This is a genomic window from Streptomyces sp. NPDC004031, assembly GCF_053604375.1.
Window position 1 is genome coordinate 68,617 of record NZ_JBSGHL010000035.1, and the last position, 15,349, is coordinate 83,965.

14 protein-coding genes are annotated in these 15,349 nt (G+C 70.3%); 4 read left to right on the top strand and 10 right to left on the bottom strand.

All coding sequences use genetic code 11. The features are described from left to right. Positions 1–86: 86 nt before the first annotated feature. The 5 genes from trpD to ctaE all read right to left on the bottom strand — a co-directional run bounded on the left by trpD (position 87) and on the right by ctaE (position 5,493). Positions 87–1,151, bottom strand: coding sequence for an anthranilate phosphoribosyltransferase (trpD, locus tag ACWERV_RS22445; protein WP_452935704.1), 1,065 nt, complete (start codon positions 1,149–1,151; stop codon positions 87–89). 124 nt (positions 1,152–1,275) lie between these two features. Beyond that, positions 1,276–2,919: a cytochrome bc1 complex cytochrome b subunit gene (gene qcrB / locus ACWERV_RS22450; RefSeq protein ID WP_398191090.1), complete on the bottom strand. Its 1,644-nt coding sequence runs from the start codon at positions 2,917–2,919 to the stop codon at positions 1,276–1,278. Further along, on the bottom strand, positions 2,916–3,983 hold the full coding sequence (gene qcrA / locus ACWERV_RS22455) for a cytochrome bc1 complex Rieske iron-sulfur subunit (RefSeq protein ID WP_398191087.1): 1,068 nt from the start codon (positions 3,981–3,983) through the stop codon (positions 2,916–2,918). The genes qcrB and qcrA overlap by 4 nt, the downstream gene beginning before the upstream one ends. Continuing rightward, positions 3,980–4,789, bottom strand: coding sequence for a cytochrome bc1 complex diheme cytochrome c subunit (qcrC, locus tag ACWERV_RS22460; protein WP_398191084.1), 810 nt, complete (start codon positions 4,787–4,789; stop codon positions 3,980–3,982). The genes qcrA and qcrC overlap by 4 nt, the downstream gene beginning before the upstream one ends. An 83-nt stretch (positions 4,790–4,872) precedes the next feature. Beyond that, positions 4,873–5,493 carry an aa3-type cytochrome oxidase subunit III gene (gene ctaE / locus ACWERV_RS22465; protein WP_452935707.1) on the bottom strand — a complete coding sequence of 207 codons (621 nt, stop codon included), beginning with the start codon at positions 5,491–5,493 and terminating at the stop codon, positions 4,873–4,875. Positions 5,494–5,710: 217 nt separating this feature from the next. Here ctaE and ACWERV_RS22470 point away from each other — a divergent pair, with 217 nt between their 5' ends. Then, positions 5,711–6,139 carry a hypothetical protein gene (locus ACWERV_RS22470; protein WP_452935710.1) on the top strand — a complete coding sequence of 143 codons (429 nt, stop codon included), beginning with the start codon at positions 5,711–5,713 and terminating at the stop codon, positions 6,137–6,139. A 7-nt stretch (positions 6,140–6,146) separates the two neighbouring features. On the opposite strand, the gene ACWERV_RS22475 is transcribed toward ACWERV_RS22470, so the two are convergent. The 4 genes from ACWERV_RS22475 to ctaC all read right to left on the bottom strand — a co-directional run bounded on the left by ACWERV_RS22475 (position 6,147) and on the right by ctaC (position 10,676). Continuing rightward, positions 6,147–7,430, bottom strand: a complete 1,284-nt coding sequence (locus ACWERV_RS22475; protein ID WP_452935712.1) for an Ig-like domain-containing protein — start codon at positions 7,428–7,430, stop codon at positions 6,147–6,149. A 119-nt stretch (positions 7,431–7,549) separates the two neighbouring features. Then, positions 7,550–7,948, bottom strand: a complete 399-nt coding sequence (locus tag ACWERV_RS22480) for a cytochrome c oxidase subunit 4 (RefSeq protein WP_452935715.1) — start codon at positions 7,946–7,948, stop codon at positions 7,550–7,552. Next, positions 7,945–9,687 (bottom strand): aa3-type cytochrome oxidase subunit I, encoded by a 1,743-nt coding sequence (gene ctaD / locus ACWERV_RS22485; protein WP_398191070.1) that lies wholly within the window; start codon positions 9,685–9,687, stop codon positions 7,945–7,947. Before ctaD ends, ACWERV_RS22480 begins: the two co-directional genes overlap by 4 nt. Continuing rightward, positions 9,684–10,676: an aa3-type cytochrome oxidase subunit II gene (gene ctaC, locus ACWERV_RS22490; protein ID WP_452935718.1), complete on the bottom strand. Its 993-nt coding sequence runs from the start codon at positions 10,674–10,676 to the stop codon at positions 9,684–9,686. The genes ctaD and ctaC overlap by 4 nt, the downstream gene beginning before the upstream one ends. 311 nt (positions 10,677–10,987) lie before the next feature. Here ctaC and ACWERV_RS22495 point away from each other — a divergent pair, with 311 nt between their 5' ends. Next, on the top strand, positions 10,988–12,361 hold the full coding sequence (locus ACWERV_RS22495; protein WP_452935721.1) for an aminotransferase class V-fold PLP-dependent enzyme: 1,374 nt from the start codon (positions 10,988–10,990) through the stop codon (positions 12,359–12,361). A gap of 255 nt (positions 12,362–12,616) precedes the next feature. Here ACWERV_RS22495 and ACWERV_RS22500 read toward each other — a convergent pair whose 3' ends face one another. After that, positions 12,617–13,591 (bottom strand): carbohydrate kinase family protein, encoded by a 975-nt coding sequence (locus ACWERV_RS22500; protein ID WP_398191061.1) that lies wholly within the window; start codon positions 13,589–13,591, stop codon positions 12,617–12,619. Between the two features lie 200 nt (positions 13,592–13,791). Between ACWERV_RS22500 and ACWERV_RS22505 the strand changes: the two genes are divergently transcribed. Then, a complete protein-coding gene (locus tag ACWERV_RS22505; RefSeq protein ID WP_398191059.1) occupies positions 13,792–14,019 on the top strand; it encodes a hypothetical protein in 228 nt (75 codons plus the stop codon). Positions 14,020–14,096: 77 nt separating this feature from the next. Further along, positions 14,097–15,242: a hypothetical protein gene (locus ACWERV_RS22510; RefSeq protein ID WP_452935724.1), complete on the top strand. Its 1,146-nt coding sequence runs from the start codon at positions 14,097–14,099 to the stop codon at positions 15,240–15,242. Positions 15,243–15,349 lie beyond the last annotated feature (107 nt).

The following is a 15,349-nucleotide window of genomic DNA, read 5'->3' on the forward strand; positions in this document are numbered from 1 at the left end:
TGAGAGGGATTCTGCCACAGCCCCGCACACGCGCAAGGCGCCGTCCGCAGTACGGACAGCGCCTTGCCGGGGCGGTGGCGTCGGGGTCAGGCGTTGCTGGCCGCGGCCCAGCGTTCGAGCACCGCGGCGGCCGCCCCGGAGTCCAGCGACTGGGCGGCCCGTTCGACACCGGCGGCGAGCTGCTCCTCCAGCGTCCCGTTGCCGGGTTCCAGGGCGACGAGCGCGGCCGCGGAGTTGAGCAGCACCGCGTCGCGGACCGGGCCGGTCTCACCGGCCAGGACGCGCCGGGCGACGTCCGCGTTCTGCGCCGGGGAGCCGCCGCGCAGCGCCTCGACGGGCACTAGGCCGATGCCGATGTCGCGCGGGTCGAAGGACTGCTGGGTGACCTTGCCGTCGCGGACCCACCACACCTGGGAGGTGTCGGTGGTCGTGAGTTCGTCCAGTCCGTCGTCGCCGCGGAAGACCAGCGCGGACGAGCCGCGCTCGGCCAGCACCCCGGCCATGATGGGCGCGACGCGGGCGTTGGCGACGCCGGTGGCCTGGGCCCGTACCCGGGCGGGGTTGGTGAGCGGGCCGAGGAAGTTGAAGGTCGTCGCGACCCCCAGCTCGCCGCGCGCGGTGCCCACGTGCCGCAGGGCGGGGTGGAACTTGACGGCGAAGCAGAAGGTGATGCCCGCCTCCTCCGCGACCTCCACGACCCGGTCCGGCGGCAGGTCCAGGTTCACCCCGAGGTGGCTCAGCACGTCGCTGGCCCCGCTCGCCGAGGAGGCGGCCCGGTTGCCGTGCTTGACGACCTTGGCACCGGTGCCGGCGACCGTTATGGCGGACATGGTGGAGATGTTGACCGTCTTGGCGCGGTCGCCGCCGGTGCCGACGATGTCGACGGTGGGGCCGGGCACCTCGATGGTGCGGGCGTGCGCGTACATCGCCCGGACCATGCCGGTGACCTCCTCGACCGTCTCCCCCTTGGCGCGCAGCGCGACCGCGAAGCCGGCGATCTGCACGTCGGTGGCGCTGCCGGTCATGATCTGGTCCATGGCCCACGCGGTGTCCTCGGCGTCGAGGTCCCGCCGCTCGATCAGCGCGGTCAGCACGTCGGGCCAGGACCGGTGCGTCCCGGTGCCGCCGCCTGCCGGGTTCACAACGCTCATGGTCCACGCTCCTGCGCTTTGCGGAGGGCCCTCGCCCTCCCCCGCCGCACACCTTATCGGGACACGAAAACCGGGTGGGCCCCAGAAGGGGCCCACCCGGCGGGTGGATCAGCGGGCGGACGGGTCAGTGGTGACCGTGGCCGCTCGTGATCTCGTCGTACTCCTCGACCGTCGGCTTCGGGATCTGGCTGTGCTCGCCGTAGTAGCCGCGCGACAGCTTGGCCCGGAGCTTGGTGACGGGGCTGGTCTTGCGCTCGACACCGTTCTCGTCGACCGCGGGACCGATCTCCAGCGGCTGCGGCTGCTCGTGCGCGGTGAGCACGTGCAGCTGCTCCTGCGGGAGCGGCTCGTGGACCTCGATGAACTCACCGTGCGGGAGCCGCTTGATGATGCCGGTCTCGCGACCGTGCAGCACCTTCTCGCGGTCCCGGCGCTGGAGGCCGAGGCAGATCCGCTTGGTGACCCAGAAGGCGATCACCGGCAGGACGAAGAAGCCGATCCGCACGGCCCAGGTGATCGTCTCGATCGACAGGTGGAAGTGCGTCGCCCACAGGTCGTTGCCGCCACCGATGAGCAGGGTGAAGTACAGCGTCAGCCAGGCGACACCCAGTCCGGTGCGCACCGGGCGGTTGCGCGGGCGGTCCAGCAGGTGGTGCTCGCGCTTGTCACCGGTGATCCAGGACTCGATGAACGGGTACACGCCGATGGCCACCAGGACCAGCGGGAAGATTATCAACGGGATGAACACACCCAGGACGAGCGTGTGACCCCATGCGTTGATCTCCCAGCCGGGCATCACGCGGATCAGGCCTTCGGGGAAGCCCATGTACCAGTCGGGTTGGGCACCCGTCGAGACTTGGTCCGGCCGGTACGGGCCGATGGCCCAGATCGGGTTGACCGTCGCGATGGCCGCGAGGGCCGCGATGACACCGAAGACCAGGAAGAAGAAGCCGCCCGCCTTGGCCGTGTAGATCGGCAGCAGCGGCATGCCGACGACGTTCTTCTCGGTCTTGCCCGCACCCGGGAACTGCGTGTGCTTGTGGTACACGACGAGGATCATGTGCGCGGTCACGAGGGCCGCCATGATGCCGGGGAACAGCAGGATGTGCACCGAGTAGAAGATCGGCACGAAGTTGTGGCCGGGGAACTCGCCGCCGAAGATGAACATCGACAGGTACGTTCCGATGACCGGCGTGGACAGGATCGCGCCGTCGACGAATCGGACACCGGTGCCGGACAGCAGGTCGTCGGGCAGCGAGTAGCCGGTGAAGCCCTCGAAGCAGCCGATGAACAGCAGCGTCCAGCCGAAGAGCCAGTTCAGCTCACGCGGCTTGCGGAACGCACCCGTGAAGAAGATGCGCATCATGTGCACGAGCATGCCCGCGAGGAAGATCAGAGCCGCCCAGTGGTGGATCTGACGGATCAGCAGACCGCCGCGCACCTCGAAGCTGATGTGCATGGTGGAGGCGTAGGCCTCCGACATCCGCTGGCCCTGGAGCGGGGCGTACGGACCGTGGTAGATCGTCTCGGCCATGCTGGGGTGGAAGAACAGCGTCAGATACACACCCGTGAGGATGAGGATGATGAAGCTGTAGAGGCAGATCTCACCCAGCATGAACGACCAGTGGTCGGGGAAGATCTTCCGGAGATTGGCCTTGCCGACCTTGTAGAGCCCCAGTCGCGCGTCCGTCCACTCCGCGACTTTCTGGCCCGCAGGCTTCGGACCTCGGCGAGTGTTCGTCGAGGCGGTCTCAGTCGATGTACTCATCCGCGCTCCCAGAAGGCCGGACCGACGGGAACCTCGAAGTCGCCCATGGCGACCAGATTACCCTCACCATTGACGCTGATACGCAGCTGCGGCAGCCGGTGCCCGGCCGGACCGAAGAGCACGCGCGCACCGTCCGACAGGTCGAACGTCGACTGGTGGCACGGGCACAGCACGTGGTGCGTCTGCTGCTCGTAGAGGCTGACGGGGCAGCCGACGTGCGTGCAGATCTTCGAGAAGGCGACGATCCCCTCGTGGGACCAGTCGAGTTCCTTCTTGTCCTTGATGTCCTCGGGCTTGATCCGGACGACCATCAGGGCGGCCTTGGCGAGCTGCTCCTGGTAGTCCTCGTCGTCCTCGCTGAGACCCTCGGGGTTGGCGAAGGTGAGCGAGCCGACGGCGATGTCCTCGGGGCGCAGCGGCTTGTTGGTGTTCGGGTTGATCAGCGCCTTGCCCTTGGCCCACGCGGTGTGGCGGAGCTTGTCCTCCGGCAGCGGACCGAGGTCGCGCAGGATCACCACGGCCGACAGCGGGACGAGCGTGAGCGCGCCGAGCATGGTGTTGCGCACCAGCTTGCGGCGGCCGAAGCCGCTCTCCTGCACGCCCTGCTTCCACTGCTCTTCCATCGTGGCGCGCAGCTCTTCGTCGGCACCCGCGGAGTGCCGCTCGTCGGCCATCTCCTCGTCCGACATCAGGGTGCGGGCCCAGTGGACCGCGCCCGCGCCGAGTCCCAGCAGCGCGACGGCGAGCGTCAGGCCGAGGGAGAAGTTCAGCGCGCTGACGTGGCCGAACGGGAAGATGTAGACGTACTTGCCTACCGGGAAGATCACGAAGCTCGCGATGAAGGCGATGGTGCCGATCATCGAGAGGGTGAACAGCCCGGCGACGACACGCTCGGAGTGCTTCGCCGCCTTCTCGTCGATGTCCTGGCGGCGGTACTCGTGCTCGGGGTGACCGGGGTCGCCGAACGGGTCGCGGTGGACCTCCGTCTCGGCACCGTGGTCGCCGCCGGTGGCCGGCAGGTGCTCGTGTGGCTCTGACACGTCGTTGGATCCGGTTTCGCTCATGACTTCTTGGCCTTAGTCGTCCGGGCCGCGATCCAGGCGGCGATGGCGATCAGCGTGCCGAGGCCGAAGACGTAGGCGAACAGACCCTCGGGCACGGGGCCGAAGCCGCCGAGCGTGAAGCCGCCCGGGTTCTTGGACTGTGCGGTGTCGACCTCGTTCAGGTACGCGATGATGTCCTGCTTCTGCTGCTGCGGCATCGTCGTGTCCGGGAAGGACGGCATGTTCTGCGGGCCGGTCTGCATGGCCTCGTAGATGTGCTTGGGCTCGACGCCCTTCAGCGTGGGGGCGTACTTGCCATCGGTGAGGGCGCCGCCCTTGCCGACGAAGTTGTGGCACTGCGCGCAGTTGGTGCGGAACAGCTCGCCGCCCTTGGCGACGTCACCGCCGGCCGGGTCGTACTGGTCCGCCGTCGGGGCCACCGGGCCGGGGCCGAGCGAGGCGATGTACGCGGCCAGCTGGTCGATTTCCTTCTGGCTGTACTGCTTCTTCTTCTTCTGGACCTGCGGGCCGGGCTGCTGCGCGGGCATCCGGCCACTGCCGACCTGGAAGTCCACCGCCGCCGAGCCGACGCCGACCAGGCTCGGGCCGTCGGAGCTGCCCTGGCCGTGCGCGCCGTGGCAGCTCGCGCAGCCCACCGAGAACAGCTTCTGTCCCTCGGTGATCGCGATGGACTGGGAAGAGTCGTCGGCCTGCGCCTTGGGTGCCGGAGAGAGCGCGGCGTACAGCCCCCCGGTGGCCGCTAGCGCGAAGAGTAGGACGACGAGCGCCGCCAGCGGGTGGCGCCGTCGTGCGGAGAGCTTTTTCACGGATTACCCCGGTGTCAGGATCTCTTGTCTCGATGCTTCGGGTGGTTGTGCCTGTCCGGCACCGTGCTGTGGTACGCGACCGACTACTTGATCAGGTAGATCGTGGCGAAGAGGCCGATCCAGACGACATCGACGAAGTGCCAGTAGTAGGAGACGACGATCGCAGCGGTGGCCTGCTGGTGCGTGAAGCGCTTGGCCGCGTACGTACGGCCCAGCACCATCAGGAAGGCGATCAGACCACCCGTCACGTGCAGCCCGTGGAAGCCGGTGGTCAGGTAGAACACCGAGCCGTACGGGTCGGAGCTGAGGGAGATCCCGTCCTTCTTGACCAGGTTCGTGTACTCGAAGATCTGCCCGCCGATGAACACCGCGCCCATGATGAACGTCACGATGAACCAGGAGCGCAGCTTCTTCACGTCACCGCGCTCGGCGGCGAACACGCCCATCTGGCAGGTGAAGGAGGAGAGCACCAGGATCGTGGTGTTCGTCGCGGAGAACGGCACGTTCAACGCATGCGCGTGTTCCTTCCAGAAGTCGGCACCCGTGACCGACCGAAGGGTGAAGTACATCGCGAAGAGGGCCGCGAAGAACATCAGCTCGGAACTCAGCCAGATGATGGTCCCGACGCTGGTGAGGTTCGGCCGGTTGACCGACGGGTGCGCGTGCCCGGTTTCTACTGCTGTTGCTGTCGCCACGTCCGTCATTATGTCGGTCGCTTATCTGGCGCTCACTCCGGGGGTCCCCTTCGGTGTGTCAAGGTCCTTCGCGCGACCGTGTCCAGCGGTGTTGAGGTCACCCGGACGGGCGACGGCCGGACGTGCCGACGGATCCGGGGGTGCTCCGGCCCCTCCACGGACGGCCCCGGCGGGAGTAGCATCGGCAAGCACTTGAGAAAGCGTTCACGAGCTTCGAGGAGCCAGGATGCAGGCGACCGCCACGGTGCTGGTCTACAGCGACGACGCCAACACCCGGGAGCAGGTCCGGCTCGCCGTCGGCCGCCGGCCCGCCGCGGACCTGCCGCCGGTGGAGTTCGTGGAGTGCGCGACGCTGCCCGCGGTCCTGACCGAACTGGGCAACGGCGGTATCGACGCCTGCATCCTGGACGGGGAGACGGCTCCGGCGGGCGGGATGGGTGTGTGCCGCCAGATCAAGGACGAGATCTTCCGCTGCCCGCCGGTCCTGGTGCTCATCGGGCGCCCGCAGGACGCCTGGCTGGCCACCTGGAGCCGCGCGGACGCGGCCGTGACGCACCCGGTGGACCCGGTGGCGCTCAACGACACGCTCGCCGTGCTGCTGCGCCGCAGCATCCACGGGGCGGACGGTCCCTCCAAGGCCGTCGCGGCCCGCTAGCGGCCGCTCAGGCCGTCTCGGGGCGCAGCCGGGCCGGGTTCGACATCGGATTACCGCCCGTGGACGACGAGCCCTGCTGCGCGCTCGGGGCGGTGGCCTTGCCCAGGGCGCTGCCCTGGAGCCACTTCGCCTCGTCGAGGTTCCAGTCGCCGAAGCCGTTGTCGAACGGCGTCATCATGGGGCCCTGGCTGTTGACGACCTGGACGATGTCGCCGGGGCGCACATGGTCGAAGAACCAGTGCGCGTTCTCGGTGCTCATGCCCGTGCAGCCGTGGCTGACGTTGGCGGAGCCCTGCGAGCCCTCGGACCAGGGGGCGGCGTGCACGTATTCACCGCTCCACGTCACCCGGGTGGCCCAGTAGACGGGCAGGTCGTAGGAGTCGGAGCTGCCCGCGGCGATGCCGACGGTGGAGCTCTTCATCTGGACGAAGCTCTCCTTGGCGAGCACCACCTTGATGCCGTTGCGGGTGTCGAAGCCGGGCTTGCCGGTCGTGACGGGCAGGGTGCGGACGACCTTGCCGTCGTCCTTGAAGGTCATCTGGTCGGTCGCGGCGTCCGTGATCGCCTCGATGCGGTCGCCGGTCTGCAGGGTGAGCGGCTTGTCGGCGCCGCCGAAGAGCTTGTCCTGGACCTTGACCCCGCCCAGTGTGCTGCTGGCCGTGATCCGCGCGTGCGCGGGCCAGTAGGCGCTCGGACGGTAGTGCAGGGTGCGGTCGTCCACCCAGTACCAGGAGCCCGCGGACGCGGCGGGGCTGCTGCTCACCTGGAGGTGCGCCTCCACGACGGCACGCGCCGCCGGGGACTTGACCGGGACGCTCAGCGCCGCGGTGATGGGCTGCCCGACGCCGTACGTGCCCGCGTCGGGGCCGAAGGTGACGTGCAGGCCGGCGTCCGCCGGGGTGGTGTCGAAGGTCAGCGTCTTGCGGCCGGGGTGCCCGTCGGAGTCCTCGGTGCTCACCCGGACCGTGTAGTGGGCGCCTGCGGCCAGCGCGGTCGTGGACTGCCAGCTGAGGCCGTCCTCGCTGAGTTTGCCCGCCACGTAGCGGCCGGCGCCGTCGGTGGCCGTGACGTCGGTGATGCGGCTGCCGTCGTCCTTGACGGTGACCTTGAGCGGCTTGCTGGGGTCGGCCTTGCCGCCGTCCGCGATGGAGTACGCGACCTTGGCCGCGGACTCGTGGGGCGGGGCCGCCAGCGGGTTGCCGTCGCCGCTGCATGCGGTGAGCCCCACCGCGAGGGGAGCCGCGAGCAGGGCGCAGCTCAGCGCTATCCGGTGTCGTGAGTTGTGGCTCATGGGCTCAACGTAAGAACGCCGCGCCGGTTCCGCACGGCGGAAGGGTGCAAAAGGGGCGGGCCGCGGCACCTGGTGGGGTGCCGCGGCCCGCCCGGGGCAGCGGTGCGGTCAGGCCGCGGTCACTGCGTGCGGTCGGCGCCGCGGTAGTACTCGAACACCCAGCCGAAGACACCCAGGAGGATGACCGGCATCGAGAAGAACAGCAGCCACCAGCCGAAAATGATGCCCATGAAGGCCAGGGCGCCACCGGTGGCCAGCATCAGCGGCTGCCAGCTGTGCGGGCTGAAGAAGCCCAGCTCGCCGGCGTCGTCGGCGATGTCCGCCTCTTCGCGGTCCATGGCCCCGGTGTCCGCCCGGTTGGCCGTGAAGCCGAGGTAGAAGGCGATCATCGTGGACAGACCGAACGCCAGGAACAGCGCGGTGGTACCGGCGGGCTCCTTCGACCAGAGGCCGTAGACCACGGCTGCCGCCAGTATGAAGGCAGCGAACCCGGCGAACATCCAGGCCTGAATCTTCACTGGTCCGCCCCCTTGCTGTCAGTGCCGGAGATCGCCGTGCCGCCCGCGGTGTGGCCCGCGAGAGCGTCGATCGCCGCGATCTCCGGGTGGTGCAGGTCGAACGCCGGGGATTCGGAGCGGATACGCGGCAGCGAGGTGAAGTTGTGCCGCGGCGGCGGGCAGGACGTCGCCCATTCGAGCGAACGGCCGTAGCCCCACGGGTCGTCGACCTCGACCTTCTTGCCGTACTTCGCCGTCTTCCACACGTTGTAGAGGAACGGCAGTATCGACAGACCGAGCAGGAACGAGCTGATCGTCGACACCGTGTTCAGCGTGGTGAAGCCGTCGGCCGCCAGGTAGTCGGCGTAGCGGCGGGGCATGCCCTCGACGCCGAGCCAGTGCTGCACCAGGAAGGTGCCGTGGAAGCCGAAGAAGAGCGTCCAGAAGGTGATCTTGCCGAGCCGCTCGTCGAGCATCTTGCCGGTCATCTTCGGCCACCAGAAGTGGAAGCCGGCGAACATCGCGAAGACGACGGTGCCGAAGACCACGTAGTGGAAGTGCGCCACCACGAAGTACGAGTCGGACACGTGGAAGTCCAGCGGCGGGGCGGCCAGGATGACACCGGTCAGACCACCGAAGGCGAAGGTGATCAGGAAGCCGATCGCCCACAGCATCGGTGTCTCGAAACTCAGTGAGCCCTTCCACATGGTGCCGATCCAGTTGAAGAACTTCACACCGGTCGGTACCGCGATCAGGAAGGTCATGAAGGAGAAGAACGGCAGCAGCACACCGCCGGTCACGTACATGTGGTGCGCCCACACCGTCACGGAAAGGCCCGCGATGGAGATGGTCGCGGCCACCAGGCCGATGTAACCGAACATCGGCTTGCGCGCGAAGACCGGGATGACCTCGGAAATGATGCCGAAGAACGGCAAGGCGATGATGTACACCTCTGGGTGTCCGAAGAACCAGAAGAGGTGTTGCCAGAGCAATGCCCCGCCGTTGGCGGCATCGAAGACATGCGCCCCGAATTTCCGGTCGGCCTCCAGGGCGAGCAGCGCCGCGGCCAGCACGGGGAAGGCGAGCAGGACCAGGACGGCGGTCAGCAGCACGTTCCACACGAAGATCGGCATGCGGAACATCGTCATGCCCGGTGCGCGCATGCAGATGATCGTGGTGATGAAGTTGACCGCGCCGAGGATGGTGCCGAAGCCGGAGAAGGCCAGACCCATGATCCACATGTCGGCGCCGACACCCGGCGAGTTGACCGCGCTGGACAGCGGCGAGTAGGCGAACCAGCCGAAGTCCGCCGCGCCCTGCGGGGTCAGGAAGCCGCCGACCGCGATGAGCGAGCCGAACAGGTACAGCCAGTAGGCGAACATGTTCAGCCGCGGGAACGCGACGTCGGGGGCGCCGATCTGGAGCGGCATGATCCAGTTCGTGAAGCCCGCGAACAGCGGCGTCGCGAACATCAGCAGCATCACGGTGCCGTGCATCGTGAAGGCCTGGTTGAACTGCTCGTTCGACATGAACTGGTTGCCGGGGCGGGCCAGCTCCGCACGCATCAGCAGCGCCATCACGCCGCCGATGAGGAAGAACGCGAACGACGTGACCAGGTACAGGGTGCCGATGGTCTTGTGGTCGGTGGTGGTCAGCCACTTCACGGCCACGGAGCCGGGGCTCTTGACACGGGCCGGGATCTCGTCCTCGTACGAGTCGTCGGCCGGAGCCGCCCCGTGGGGTTCGTTGAGAATGCTCATGTGGTCTTGGGCTCCGAGTTCTTCGCGTTGCCCGTCGTGGCGATTCCGGACGGGAGATACCCCGTCTTGCCCGCCTTGGCGAGGTCCTTCAGGTGCTGCTGGTACTGCTCGGGCGTCACGACCTTCACGTTGAACAGCATCCGCGAGTGGTCGACGCCGCACAGTTCGGCGCACTTGCCCATGAAGGTGCCCAGCTTGTTCGGGGTCACCTCGAAGACGTTGGTGTGGCCGGGGATGACGTCCTGCTTCATCAGGAAGGGCACGATCCAGAAGGAGTGGATGACGTCCCGCGAGGTCAGCACGAAGCGGACGGTCTGGCCCTCGGCCAGCCACAGGGTCGGGCCCGGGTTACCGGTGTCGGGGTCCACGCTCGCCGGGGTGCCGACGTCGTAGACGCCCTCGGCGCCCTTCGGGAAGAGCAGCTTGTTCGCCGGGATGTTGGACAGCTCGGACGGAACCGTGGCACCGGTCGCCGGATTCCCGTCGACGTTCTCCACGTAGTTGAAGCCCCAGCTCCACTGGAAGCCGACCACGTTGACCACGTGGTCCGGCTTCTTCGACGTCGCGAGGAGCTTGTTCTCGTCGCGCGCGGTGAAGTAGAAGAGCACCGCGATCACGACGATCGGGACGATCGTGTAGAGCGCCTCGATCGGCAGGTTGTAGCGGGTCTGCGGAGGGACCTCGACCTTGGTGCGGCTGCGCCGGTGGAAGATCACGCTCCACAGGATCAGACCCCAGACCAGGGCGCCGGTCGCCAGCGCCGCGGCCCAGGAGCCCTGCCACAGGGCGAGGATCCGCGGAGCCTGTTCGGTGGCCGGACTCGGCATGCCGAGACGGGGATAGTCCTTGTAGGAGCAACCGGTGGCCATAGCAAGGACCAGGCCCGCAGCCAGCGCCTGCGGGAGCCTCCGCCGCAACCCGCGCCGTGACGTGGAGGAACCTCCCACGCCCTTGGGGCTGGGGGGGAGGTCGGAGCCGTTGGGACTCACGTAGCGCCTTCCCGAGAGTCTCGCCCGCTCGTCCGGGTGTTCCGGCCGTGTGCTGGTCGGTCGGCCCGAGCTGCAGGCATTGAGGTGTGGATGTTTATGCGGACCAAACCCTACTGGACGCTATTTGGGGTCGCGCGGGGAGGGGGTCCAACGCGCCGGGGTGCACCCCGAAGGGATGGAATCCCGCGCTCAGGGCGTCTTTCTGACGCCCACTGACCGCCCGCCGGGCCGCCCCGGCCGTCACCGCCCCGGCGGTACGCGGCCCCACCGCGGACGACGGTACGCGCCCGGCCCGGCGGTAGCGTGCGGGGATGCCCTACTTCGACACGGCCTCCGCCGCCCCGTTGCACCCCGTCGCACGTGAGGCCCTGCTCGCCGCGCTCGACGAGGGGTGGGCCGACCCGGCGCGGCTCTACCGGGAGGGGCGCCGGGCCCGGCTGCTGCTGGACGCCGCCCGGGAGACCGCCGCCGAGGCCGTCGGCTGCCGCCCGGACGAGCTGGTCTTCACTCCTTCGGGGACGGTGGCGCTGCACTCCGCGGTTGCCGGGGCGGCGGCGGGGCGGCGCAGGACCGGGCGCCACGTCGTGGTCTCCGCCGTCGAGCACTCCGCCGTACTGCACGCCGCCGAGGCGTACGACACCACCGCGGTCGGCGTCGACCGCACCGGACGGATCTCCCCCGCCGACCTCGCCGCGGCGCTGCGCCCCGACACCGCGCTGGCCTGCGTCCAGTCCGCCAACCACGAGGTGGGCACGCGCCAGCCGGTCGGCGAGATCGCCGAGCTGTGCCGGGCCGCGGGGGTGCCGCTGCTCGTGGACGCGGCCCAGTCCCTGGCCTGGGGCCCGGTGGAGGACGGCTGGTCCCTGCTCGCGGCCAGCGCGCACAAGTGGGGCGGGCCGCCCGGGGTGGGCCTGCTCGCCGTCCGCAAGGGCACCCGGTTCGCGCCCGCGCACCCGGCCGACGAGCGCGAGGCGGGGCGCTCCCCCGGCTTCCCGAACCTCCCGGCGGTCGTCGCCGCCGCCGCGTCCCTGCGGGCCGTCCGCGCGCAGGCCGCGCAGGAGGCCGCGCGGCTCTCCGCGCTGGTCGACCTCGTCCGCACCCGGGTGCCCGCACTCGTCCCCGACACCGAGGTCGTCGGCCACCCCACGGAGCGGCTGCCGCACCTGGTGACCTTCTCCTGCCTCTACGTCGACGGCGAGGCGCTGCTCGGCGCCCTCGACCGCGAGGGCTTCTCCGTCTCCTCCGGCTCCTCCTGCACCTCCAGCACGCTCACCCCGAGCCATGTCCTCAAGGCGATGGGCGTGCTGTCCGAGGGCAACATCCGCGTCTCGCTGCCGCCGGGCACCCCGCGCCCGGAGGTCGAGCGCTTCCTCGACGTGCTGCCGTCGGTGGTCGCCGAGGTCCGCGCCCACCTCGGGGCACCGGGGGCGGACGCCGCCCCGGCCCCCGGGCCCGCCCCGGCGGAACTCGTCGTGGACGCACTGGGCAAGCGGTGCCCGATCCCGGTGATCGAGCTGGCCAAGGTCATCGACCAGGTCCCGGTCGGGGGGACGGTCACCGTCCTCTCCGACGACGAGGCCGCGGCGCTCGACATCCCGGCGTGGTGCGCGATGCGCTCCCAGGACTACCTGGGCCCGCAACCCGCTCCGCGGGGCGCCGCCTATGTCGTCCGCCGCCGCACCTGAGCGTGCTGCTGCGCAGGGCGGTGAGCGTTCTCCAGGCCACGGCTGCGCCGTGGGGCGAGCGTTTTCAGGGCACGGCTGCGCAGCCGGGTGAGCGTTTTTAGGGGCGCGGGGAACTGCGCGACAAGCCCCCACCGGCCGGTGGTCCGGACACGACAGCAACTGCCCCTTCGGGCCGGTTGACTACCCGCGCCCCGGTGGGGGCTGAGCGCGCAGTTCCCCGCGCCCCTGATGGCTCGCCCCCCGCAGGGGGGAAGCTCAGCTCAGGTGAGCGCGGACTTCCTCGGCGGCGGCGTCACCGTACGCCTTGGTGAAGCGCTCCATGAAGTGCGTGCGCCGCAACTCGTACTCCTGCGTCCCCAGCGTCTCGATGACCAGAGTCGCCAGCATGCAACCCACCTGCGCCGCGCGCTCCAGGCCGACGCCCCAGGCGAGGCCGGAGAGGAAGCCGGCGCGGAAGCCGTCGCCGACGCCCGTGGGATCGACCTTCGCCTGCTCTTCCGCGCAGCCGACGACGATCGGCTCCTCGCCCTTGCGGTCGATGCGCACACCGCGCGCGCCGAGCGTGGTGACACGGACGCCGACCCGGCCGAGGATGTCCTCCTCGGTCCAGCCGGTCTTGGTCTCGATGAGGCCCTTTTCGTACTCATTGTTGAAGAGGTACGCGGCGCCGTCGACGAGGACGCGGATGTCGTCGCCGTTCATCCGGGCGATCTGCTGGGAGAAGTCCGCGGCGAAGGGGATGCCGCGGGAGCGGCACTCCTCGGTGTGGCGGATCATCGCCTCGGGGTCGTCCGCGCCGACGGAGACGAGGTCGAGGCCGCCGACGCGGTCGGCGACGTGCTGCAGCTCGATGAGCCGGGCCTCGCTCATGGCGCCGGTGTAGAAGGAGCCGATCTGGTTGTGGTCGGCGTCGGTGGTGCAGATGAAGCGGGCGGTGTGCAGCACCTCGGAGATGCGGACGGACGCGGTGTCGACGCCGTGCCGCTGGAGCCAGGCCCGGTATTCGCCGAAGTCGTTGCCCGCGGCGCCGACCAGGATGGGCTGGGTGCCGAGCAGGCCCATGCCGTAGCAGATGTTCGCGCCGACCCCGCCGCGGCGGACGTCGAGCGAGTCGACCAGGAAGGACAGCGAGACGGTGTGCAGCTGGTCGGCGACCAGCTGGTCGGAGAAGCGGCCGGGGAAGGTCATCAGATGGTCGGTGGCGATGGATCCGGTGACGGCGATGCGCACGGCGGCGGGCTCCTGGTGACGGGGGAATGGGACCGGGGGGTTGCGTGGGTCCGGGCAGTCCTCCACGCTACCGGCAATCCGCCGCGCGGCCCGGACATCCGCGCTTTGCCCCGGGTTGCGGACGCGGCGTCCGGCGACCCGGAGAAACTACCCGATAGTAGGGCTTTCTCCCCCGGTCCGGCCGTGCCAGTGTCGAGGGTATGAGCGCTACGTCACACGGCACGGCCACCCCGTCCCCGATCGCCCCCGCCCCGCTCGCCGAGCCCGACTCGATGGAGGAGCTGATCGGCGACTGCCGGAGGATGGCCGCGCACTGGCACACCACCGCCCCCGCCGCCCCGGTCGAGCGGACCGCGGGCCCGCACGGCATCACCGTCCCGCCCGCGTCCGCCCACGTGGTGGCGGGTATGGCGGAGTACGGGGACTGAACCCCCTTCCCGCGGCGCGGAACCGGCGCGCGGGCCGCCGCGTCCCATCGGCACCTGAACGGTGACGGAGCGGAGGGGTGCGCGCGATGAAGGACGAGGACGAGCGGGCGGGCGTCGACGACTGGCCGAGCGACCGGGCGGACCGCAGGCGCCGGCTGATGATCGGTGCGGCCGTGGCCGCGGTGCTGGCGTTCGTGACGGGCACGGCGTTCCTGGGGATCGTCGGGGACCCCGAGGGCGGCGCGCACCCGGTCACAGCGAAACACCTCGAACCGACCGTGGCCCGGAGCGGTGCCCCGCTCCCCGCGGACTCCGGCTCCTACCGGCTCACCGGCGCGCTGCCCGACGACGTTCCCGGTCCCACACCCCTGTACCGCCCCGCGGCCGCCGGACCCGACCGTGCCGCGGTCACCCGGCTCGCGTCCGCGCTGGGTCTGACCGGGCCCGCCGTCGACGACGGCGGCTTCTGGCGGGTCGGCGCACCGGACGGTACGGGCCCGGCGCTGCTGGTCAGCAGGGACGCACCCGGCACCTGGTCGTACGCCCGCAACGGGCAGGGCGTCCCGGGGCAGCGCACCGTCGTGCCGCCCGCACAGCCGAAGGTGCCGCCGCCCGCGAAGGACGGCGGCCCGGACACGTACCGCGCCACGCCCGTGGCGCCCGGCAGCGTCGTCCTGGCGGACGGCGGCGAGCCCGTCGGCGAGCAGCGGGCGAGGGCGGTGGCCGCGCCGGTCCTCGGCGTTCTCGGGCTGTCGGGCGCGGAGGTGGACGCCGCGCGCACGGCCGGTACGTCCCGCACGGTGACGGTGAACCCGGTGGTCGGCGGGCTGCCCACGAGCGGCTGGGAGACCTCGGTCGTCGTCACCGGGGACGGTGTGATCGGCAGCGCGCACGGGCATCTGGCGCAGCTCACGGCGGGCGAGCGGAAGAGCGTCGTGGGCGCCCGGCGGGCGTTCGAGGAGCTGCCGAAGCGACAGCTCATGCATCCCGGCGGCACGGGGTGCCGCGGCGGGGCGATGACGGACGCGGGCGTCACGTCCACGGTGTGCGCCACCGCGCCGGGTACGCGGGGCGTGCCGGTGGACGTCAGCGAGGCCCGCTTCGGGCTCTCCCCGCAGTTCCTCCCCGGCGGGGGCCAGGCCCTCGTCCCGTCCTGGCTCTTCACCGCCACGCCCGAGGGCTCCGCCACCCCGTACGTCCTCCCCCAGTCGGCGCTGAGCTAGCGCCTGCGCCGCGGGGCACGCCGAAGGGGCGCGGGAGCCGCGCACTGAGCCCACCACCGGCCGGTGGTGGGCTCAGTGCGCGGCTCCCGCGCCCCTTCGGCGTGCCC

Excerpts from the sequence above, each read along its gene's own strand:
- ctaD (WP_398191070.1), bottom strand. The coding sequence starts at position 9,687 with ATGAGCATTCTCAACGAACCCCACGGGGCGGCTCCGGCCGACGACTCG.
- ACWERV_RS22475 (WP_452935712.1), bottom strand. The coding sequence starts at position 7,430 with ATGAGCCACAACTCACGACACCGGATAGCGCTGAGCTGCGCCCTGCTC.
- ACWERV_RS22505 (WP_398191059.1), top strand. The coding sequence starts at position 13,792 with ATGAGCGCTACGTCACACGGCACGGCCACCCCGTCCCCGATCGCCCCC.
- qcrA (WP_398191087.1), bottom strand. The coding sequence starts at position 3,983 with ATGAGCGAAACCGGATCCAACGACGTGTCAGAGCCACACGAGCACCTG.
- ACWERV_RS22470 (WP_452935710.1), top strand. The coding sequence starts at position 5,711 with ATGCAGGCGACCGCCACGGTGCTGGTCTACAGCGACGACGCCAACACC.
- ACWERV_RS22495 (WP_452935721.1), top strand. The coding sequence starts at position 10,988 with ATGCCCTACTTCGACACGGCCTCCGCCGCCCCGTTGCACCCCGTCGCA.
- ctaE (WP_452935707.1), bottom strand. The coding sequence starts at position 5,493 with ATGACGGACGTGGCGACAGCAACAGCAGTAGAAACCGGGCACGCGCAC.
- trpD (WP_452935704.1), bottom strand. The coding sequence starts at position 1,151 with ATGAGCGTTGTGAACCCGGCAGGCGGCGGCACCGGGACGCACCGGTCC.
- qcrB (WP_398191090.1), bottom strand. The coding sequence starts at position 2,919 with ATGAGTACATCGACTGAGACCGCCTCGACGAACACTCGCCGAGGTCCG.